This is a genomic window from Mesorhizobium sp. M7A.F.Ca.CA.004.12.1.1, from assembly GCF_003997835.1.
Taxonomy (GTDB): Bacteria; Pseudomonadota; Alphaproteobacteria; order Rhizobiales; family Rhizobiaceae; genus Mesorhizobium.
In genome coordinates, this window is record NZ_RZRK01000454.1 from 1 (window position 1) to 5105 (window position 5105).

The window sequence follows — 5105 nt, forward strand, 5'->3', positions numbered from 1 at the left end:
GGGAAACGTTGATCGTCGAATGTTCCCGGCTGTAATTGGAAAGCGTGATGCGTTCGAACAGCCTGTCCTGCCAGAGCAGCCTGACGCGTTCGATGTGGATGGCTCCCTGCGGGATGTCGCGTCCGCCGGCGCTCTGTATCGGCAGATTGGTCAAATTGGTGGTGAACAGCACATTGTCCTGGCTGAGCGAGGCGCCGAGCAGCGATGTCTGCCTGCCGCCGACGGTCAGCCGGAACTCGGAAAGAACCCGTGTGTCGTCGCGAAAGAAACCGTCGCCGGCTCCACGTATGTCGCCATAGGCGTCGGCAACCGCGACGCAATCGCCCTGTTTGAGCGCAAACAGCCGATGCGGCTCGCGAGGTGCGGTGGCGTCGAGCGATGCAAGCGCAACCGCAGGATCGAGCTGGCGCTCATCGAGTTGGGCCATTCGTCAAAGATCCCTGTTGTTTCGTTGCCGTGGCTCGAGCACGTCGCTGCTCAAGACGCCTTCGCCGCGCTCGGGACGCCGATCAGGCCCGCATAGGCGGCCAGATAGTCGCCGGCCATTCTTCGAGCGGAAAAACGCTTTTCAAAAACGGCCCTCACCTTGCGCCTGTCGAGCTGCAGCAAAGCAGGCACCGCGGCGACCGCTCCATCCAGCGTGTCAGCGATGAAACCGGTCACGCCTTGATCGATGATCTCGGGCAGCGCACCGCAATTCCAGGCGATCACCGGCGTACCGCAGGCCATGGCCTCGATGGCGGCGAGCCCGAACGGCTCCGGCCAGTCGATCGGGAACAGCAGGCCGGCCGCCTTGCCGAGAAATTCCGCCTTCTGGTCCTCCTCGATCTCGCCGACATAGACGATGCGATCGCCGTCGATCAACGGTTCGACCACCTCGTGGAAATAGGCGCGGTCGTCGTCGCCGATCTTTGCCGCAAGCTTCAGCTTGAGCCCCGACCGCAAGGCGATCTCGATGGCGCGGTCCGGGCGCTTGTCGCGTGAGAACCGGCCGAGGAAGGCAAGGTAGGGTTCTTCCGCCGTCGTCTCGAAAGTCGGTTCGTAGAGAGTGGTCGGCAGCCCGTGATGGATCGTCGCCAGCCAATTGGCCTTGGCAAGGCCCGCCTTCTGGCTGTGCGAAATGGAAATCAGGGGAAAACGCGGAAACCGTTCATAGGCCGGCGCCAGGTCCACATAATCCAGCCTGCCATGCGGCGTCGTCACCGTGCGGTCGGCGAGATCCTCGAAGAAGGAAAAGTGCAGGAAATGGCTGAGGTGGAAGTGGATGACATCGAACTCCGACGCCCGGTCCCTCACCTGAGCAAGCATCGAAAGATGCGCAGCGATCTCGGATTTGAGCGGACGCGGATCGAGGCGCAGCGCGCGTTCCCGGCTGGCTACCAGCGTCGCGGAAGTCTGGCTGTCGCCACTGGCGAACAGCGTCACCTCATGGCCCAGATCGACCAGCGCTTCGGTTAGATACGAGACGATGCGCTCGGTGCCGCCATAGAGCCTTGGCGGCACCGATTCATAAAGCGGCGCGACATGGGCGATTTTCATATTCCATCCTGGATGCTGGGCATGCAGGTGTGAAATGCGTCAACGCCTCGATTGGTTCCGATTTTATGATCGAGCCGTCGGCACCAGAGGCCGCAGTCGGCATGCAACTGTGCGTCAAACGGATTGCGCGATCAGGGTCAGAAAGCCACCGCTCAGGGCGACATTGCCGACGAAGCCATTGATGCGGGACGCACGATCCGGGCCCTGATGGTCCCAAAAATTGTGGAACATCGGCGTGGCAACGATCAGGAACACCAGCAGCACCGCGGCCGCGAGTGCCGTCCACAATCCTGCGATGACCAGCACGCCGGCGGCGATCTGAAGCACGATGCCGAGCCACAGCGCCAATCTTGCCTGCGGCACGCCGCGCGCAGCCATCATCTGGGTCAGGAAGGCCGCGTTCTGGATGTTGCGCAGGCCGGCGAAGACGAAGGCGCCGCCGAGCAACAGGCGAGCGAGAAACAACAAGGTTGAAGGCAAATCGGCAGGCATCAAACGCTCCCTTGGAAAGTGGAGCGCCGTCTTTCGACGGCGCTCCCAACATAAATGGACAATCAGGCGGCCTTGGCCGCCGGCATCGGGTGAATGGCCTGGAACGGAATGCACAGCCGGTTCCAGGTGTTGATCATGCCGAGCGCAACGGACAGCTTGACCAATTCCTCTTCCGAGAAATGCTCGAGCGTCTTTGCATAGAGCTCGTCCGGCACGCCATTGTTGGCGATCAGGGTGACGGCCTCGGTCCAGGCCAAGGCGGCGCGTTCGCGCTCGGAAAACAGCGGCGATTCCTTCCAGGCTGAAACCAGGTAGAGCCGCTGCTCGGTCTCGCCGTCGCGCCTCGCCTCGCGGCTATGCATCTCGACGCAGTACGAGCAGCCATTGATCTGCGACGCTCTGAGTTTGATCAGGTGCAGCAGGCTCACCTCGAGCCCGCATTCGTCCACCGCCTTGTTGAGCGCCGACACGGCCTTCATGATCTCCGGCGCCTTGGCGAAAAATTGCAGCCTCTGTTTCATCTTCTTGTCCTTTCAAATCTGCCTGGGTTTGGGTCGGCGGGGTTAACTGGATTTTTGCGGCCGCTGGTGGCGCTCGACGAAGGCGCAGCTCGCGGCAAGTGACCTGGGATCGCCTTCTGCCGCATAGGTGGCCACGATATCGGACAGCTTGGTCTCGGCGAGCGCGGCGCGATAGGCGCGCTCGGCCTTCAGCATCGCCGCGTTGATGCCGCAGGGTTTGACATAGGCTGAAGCATCGAGCTTCACCGGACCGCGCTGGCGTATCTCGCCGCAACGGAAGGCCGGCTCGCGGCCCTCGACGGCCAGCACGATGTCGAGCAGCGTGATGCGCTCGGCCGGCCGCGCCAGCCGATAGCCACCGGCAGGCCCGGGCACCGATTCCAGGATGCGCGCGGCGCTCAGCATGTTGAGATGCTTCAGCAGATAGCTAGGCGACAGGCCAAAGGCCTCGGCGAGAGCAGCGCCAGGCATGGTGCTGTTCCCCTCCACACTCGCCAGCGTGGCAGCGCAATGGATGGCTGCCTCAACGCCCTCGCCCAGTTTCATTGGATCGGCTCCTTTATCATGGATATATATTATCGTGGATAATTCTTATCTGCAATAGGAAAATGCAGAGTCGTCCGCTTTCGAAAAAGGAATACGTTGGTGATTGGCGAAATCGGCGATGACAGCGTCTTTCTCCCCGTCACTATACGGGGGGGAAGAGAAGCTGCTGCGCCCTCGGCGCTCTTCTCGTGACGTGTCCCTATTCCGCTGCCACCTTGGCCATCGGGTTGTTCGGGTGCGTCGTCCAGTTGGCATAGACGGGCGATACCGGCCTGCCGGTGCGCTGGTCCATCACGCCGGCTGCCAGCGGCTCCATGGTGATGCAGTTCTCGACCGGGCAGACATTGACGCAGAGATTACAGCCGACGCATTCGGCCTCGATCACCTCGAAGTGCCTGACGCCGTCGACCATGCTGGTGATCGCCTGGTGCGAAGTGTCCTCGCAGGCGATGTGGCAGCGGCCGCATTTGATGCAGGCATCCTGGTCGATACGCGCCTTGGCGACGTAGTTCAGGTTGAGATACTGCCAATCGGTCACATTGGGCGTGGCGCGGCCGACGATGTCGTTGAGCGAGGCGTGCCCCTTCTCGTCCATCCAGTTTTCGAGGCCCGCGATCATTTCCTGCACGATTTTGAAGCCATAGGTCATCGCCGCCGTGCACACCTGCACATTGCCGGCGCCGAGCGCCATGAATTCGGCCGCGTCACGCCAGGTGGTGATGCCGCCGATGCCGGAGATCGGCAGGCCGCGGGTTTCTGGATCGCGCGCGATCTCGGCCACCATGTTCATGGCGATCGGCTTCACCGCCGGGCCGCAATAGCCGCCATGCGAGCCCTTGCCGTCGATTGTCGGCTGCGGCGCGAAGCTGTCGAGGTCGACACCGGTGATTGAATTGATGGTGTTGATCAGCGACACCGCATCGGTGCCGCCGGCATGTGCCGCCCGTGCGGGCTTGCGCACATCGGTGATGTTGGGCGTCAGCTTGGTGATGACGGGCATGCGGGTGTTCTGCTTGCACCAGCGCACCACCATTTCGATATATTCCGGCACTTGGCCGACAGCCGCGCCCATGCCGCGCTCCGACATGCCGTGCGGGCAGCCGAAATTCAGCTCGATGCCGTCGGCTTCGGTCTCCTCGACCACCGGCAGGATCGCCTTCCAGGCCTCCTCGACGCAAGGCACCATCAGCGAGACGACGATGGCGCGGTCGGGCCAGTCCTTCTTGACCTGCTTGATCTCGCGCAAATTGACCTGCAGGTCGCGGTCGGTGATCAACTCGATGTTGTTGAGGCCGAGCAGGCGGCGGTCGGCGCCCCAGATCGCGCCATAGCGCGGGCCGTTGACGTTGACCACCGGCGGGCCTTCCTCGCCGAGCGTCTTCCACACCACGCCGCCCCAGCCGGCCTTGAAGGCGCGGATGACGTTGTAGGCCTTGTCGGTCGGCGGCGCCGAGGCAAGCCAGAACGGATTGGGCGACTTGATGCCGACGAAATTGTTTCTGATATCTGCCATGCTCATGCCCTCCCGTTCGAGGTCAGTGCCCGGTTGATGCTCTCCGCAGCGTCGCGCCCCTGCGCGACCGCCGAGACGGTGAGGTCGTCGCCACCGAAGATGCAGTCGCCGCCGGCCCAGACCCTGGCAAGCGACGTACGCCCTTCCGCATCCACCTTGATGCGGCCGGCTTCGAGATCGATCGACGCACCGCTGCCGTTGAGGGCTGCCGGCACAAAACTCTGTCCGATCGCCTTGAACACCTGGTCGGCAACGAGCGTCAGGGTCTCGCCGGTGCCGGCAAGCCTGTCGCCGTTCATGGCGGTGTATTCGAGTTCGATGCCCGACACTTTGCCGCCCTCGGCGATCACCCGCTTCGGCTGCAGCCAGTGGCGGATGGTGACGCCATTGGCGGCGGCCAGATCCTGCTCGAACTCGGACGCATTCATGTGCTCCTGGCCGCGCCGGTAGCAGATCGTCACCTCCTCGGCGCCGAGCAATTTCGACTGCACGGC

Annotated in this window: 7 protein-coding genes; all 7 read right to left on the reverse strand. The window is 62.9% G+C overall.

Features of this window, described 5'->3' with window-relative positions:
* On the reverse strand, positions 1–427 hold a 427-nt coding region (locus EN984_RS22230), incomplete at its 3' end, for a glycogen debranching N-terminal domain-containing protein (RefSeq protein ID WP_281057322.1).
* 50 nt (positions 428–477) lie between these two features.
* Positions 478–1539, reverse strand: a complete 1062-nt coding sequence (locus tag EN984_RS22235; RefSeq protein ID WP_127272617.1) for a glycosyltransferase family 4 protein — start codon at positions 1537–1539, stop codon at positions 478–480.
* A gap of 114 nt (positions 1540–1653) precedes the next feature.
* Complete coding sequence (locus tag EN984_RS22240; RefSeq protein WP_127269914.1) at positions 1654–2031, reverse strand: DoxX family protein; 378 nt, start codon at positions 2029–2031, stop codon at positions 1654–1656.
* A gap of 62 nt (positions 2032–2093) precedes the next feature.
* Positions 2094–2552: a carboxymuconolactone decarboxylase family protein gene (locus tag EN984_RS22245; protein WP_127269912.1), complete on the reverse strand. Its 459-nt coding sequence runs from the start codon at positions 2550–2552 to the stop codon at positions 2094–2096.
* Between the two features lie 42 nt (positions 2553–2594).
* A complete protein-coding gene (locus EN984_RS22250; protein ID WP_024501511.1) occupies positions 2595–3098 on the reverse strand; it encodes an Rrf2 family transcriptional regulator in 504 nt (167 codons plus the stop codon).
* Positions 3099–3297: 199 nt separating this feature from the next.
* Complete coding sequence (gene preA / locus EN984_RS22255) at positions 3298–4611, reverse strand: NAD-dependent dihydropyrimidine dehydrogenase subunit PreA (protein ID WP_027035003.1); 1314 nt, start codon at positions 4609–4611, stop codon at positions 3298–3300.
* A 2-nt stretch (positions 4612–4613) separates the two neighbouring features.
* Positions 4614–5105: FAD-dependent oxidoreductase (locus EN984_RS22260; protein WP_164765578.1), on the reverse strand; the 492-nt coding region annotated here is incomplete at its 5' end.